Genomic DNA, 2541 nt, shown 5'->3' with positions numbered 1-2541 from the left:
CGTCCTGAGCCAGGATCAAACTCTCCAATAAAGAGTTGATTAGCTCATTGCTAAACTCTAGCTTTTTTGTTACTTGTTGTCATTCTATAACGTTAGTTATAAAACGAATATTGTTGACGTTTGTTTGTTCAGTTTTCAAAGAGCAATTTGTTTGTTGCTATAAGAAGCAACTTTTATATAATATCATATTTATCAAGCGAAAGTCAACAACTTTTTCGAAATAACTTTCACTATTAAATTATCATATTACGTTGCCGTTAGAAGCAACTTTTATATAATAACAGGTTATAATCATTTTGTCAGCAATTTATTCAAAAAAAATTTAAAAATTTTCTTCCTTCTAAATAAAACAATACTCAAGTAAAAATAACGAAAGAAAGAGAGAAATAAAACCTCCCCTTTCTTTCATAGAGATAAATAACATTTAACGTACATGCATATCGTTAGGATGAGATCCTTTACGTCTATTAATGTTTAATTGATTTATAGCGTTTACTTCTGTTTCATTGAGCTCAAAGTCAAACACTTGGAAGTTCTCTTCAATTCTTGATGGAGTAACTGATTTCGGAATCGCAATTGTATTATTTTGTAAATGCCAACGCAAAACAATTTGAGCTGGTGTTTTTTTGAGTGCATCGGCAATATTTTTAATCACTTCATCTTGCAATACTTCTCCGCCCTGATCTAACGGACTCCAAGCTTCTACAAAAATATCATGCTTTGTACAATACTCCTTTAATTCCTTTTGCGCCAAGTATGGATGACATTCTACCTGATTTAGAACAGGCTTAACTTCACATTCAGTTAAAATGCGCTCTAAATGTTCTATTTCAAAGTTACACACACCGATAGCTTTCACTTTTCCATCCTTATATAGTTTTTCTAAAGCTTTATATGTATCCACATAATTATCAAATTTAGGTGTTGGCCAATGAATTAAATATAAATCAACATAATCAAGACCCAATCTTTCTATACTTTCATCAAATGCTTTCAGTGTATTTTCATAACCTTGATCACTATTCCAAACTTTTGTCGTAATAAACAACTCTTCACGAGGAACAGAAGATTCTTTTATCGCTTTCCCTACACCTTTTTCATTTTTATAAATCATTGCAGTATCAATGGATCGATAACCAACTACAAGAGCTTCAGCGACTGCACTAGTTGCTTGATTATCTGCCACTTGCCAAACTCCAAATCCTAATTGAGGCATTTTCAATCCATTATTTAAAGTAACAAATTCCATTATACATTTCTCCTTTTTAAATAAATATATTTGTGCTACTATCCCTACCCTTTAATTCCTAAGCAATGATACTATTTCCTTTCCTCTTTTCATTATTAGAAAAACGATAGATAAACTAAGTTTACTTTATTACCAATAAGGATTAAAGATAACCAAAATAACCTCCTTAGAGGACTATTTCATAGAACAATTATACTTACTATGTAGTTATCTAAAGAAAAATGCATTAAAATACTTTTCAACTATAAATTACGTTAAACGCCTTAATAATTAAAGTATTAACAAAGATGATAAATGGAGATAAAGTCCATTCAAATTTCCACTTTCCAAATTGCTTCAATTTAAGTTTTCCTAAATCTTATTTGAAAATTTTAGAGATTCCTACTAGGATTGCTTGATTGCTATTTTACAAGACTTAATATAATAATGTAAGTAGTGAATTTTTTATGACATAGTTACTTATACTTAACTAACTATTAATTCGTAACCAGGAGGGATAGGATGGAAATTCCATGCTCAATTGAAAAAACACTTGATATTATCGGAAATAAATGGTCATTTCTAGTGTTAAGGGAATTATTCGAAGGGACAAAACGGTTCAATGAATTACGGAGATCCATTGAGGGGATAAGTCCTAATTCTTTAACGACAACACTCAAACATTTAGAGAAGAAAGGTATTATTATTCGAACAGCTATCCCTACAGTTCCTATTACTGTTGAATACTCTCTTACAAAAAAAGGCGATTCTTTTCATAGTGTATTAAAGGAAATGAAAAAGTGGGCTGCTGAATGGGCGTAAAACAATTCTATCATACATAAAGTAAACCTTTGTTATAAACTGGACTGGACTATTATGTCTGGTACCACTTAAAGTTAAGCTTATCTAATAATCATTATACTAAGTTAATCTATCTTCATTGATTTTTATATTAAAAGGACTTCCAACTTATGAAGTCCTTTAGCATTATCCGTTATTCAATATTGAAATATGGGATTTTTAAGGGAATTTACTTTCTACTAACATTATTGTTTTCTATAAGAATAATCAAATATTAATAGAGTATCTCGATACCACTAGTTAATAAAAATAGAAGCGATTCATCTCCCACCTAACCGCTATCGCTTTTTGAGGAAGGAGTCTTCACGCTAAAAATGATAAAAAGGACCTAAAAGCAATAAAGCTTTTAGGTCTTTTAGTGGCCTGGCGACGTCCTACTCTCACAGGGGGAGAACCCCCAACTACCATCGGCGCTGAGAAGCTTAACTTCCGTGTTCGGTATGGGAACGGGT

Annotated in this window: 2 protein-coding genes and 1 rRNA gene; 1 reads left to right on the top strand and 2 read right to left on the bottom strand. The window is 31.4% G+C overall.

All coding sequences use genetic code 11. From position 1 onward, the window contains the following. Positions 1-424 precede the first annotated feature (424 nt). A complete protein-coding gene (locus ACTNDN_RS24615) occupies positions 425-1249 on the bottom strand; it encodes an aldo/keto reductase (protein ID WP_048717752.1) in 825 nt (274 codons plus the stop codon). 501 nt (positions 1250-1750) lie between these two features. On the opposite strand from ACTNDN_RS24615, the gene ACTNDN_RS24610 reads away from it, so the two are divergent. Next, entirely contained in the window at positions 1751-2050 is a 300-nt protein-coding gene (locus ACTNDN_RS24610; RefSeq protein ID WP_048717750.1) for a winged helix-turn-helix transcriptional regulator, read from the top strand. Positions 2051-2450: 400 nt separating this feature from the next. On the opposite strand, the gene rrf is transcribed toward ACTNDN_RS24610, so the two are convergent. Then, positions 2451-2541 (bottom strand): 5S ribosomal RNA (gene rrf / locus ACTNDN_RS24605); the annotation flags it as partial.

It is taken from the genome of Niallia sp. HCP3S3_B10 (assembly GCF_052064465.1).
Lineage (GTDB): Bacteria > Bacillota > Bacilli > Bacillales > Cytobacillaceae > Niallia > Niallia hominis.
This window is presented reverse-complemented; position numbering and strand designations above follow the sequence as displayed.

What these genes read in the sequence shown, in the direction of transcription:
- ACTNDN_RS24615 (WP_048717752.1), bottom strand. Translation starts at nt 1,249, where the DNA reads ATGGAATTTGTTACTTTAAATAATGGATTGAAAATGCCTCAATTAGGA.
- ACTNDN_RS24610 (WP_048717750.1), top strand. Translation starts at nt 1,751, where the DNA reads ATGGAAATTCCATGCTCAATTGAAAAAACACTTGATATTATCGGAAAT.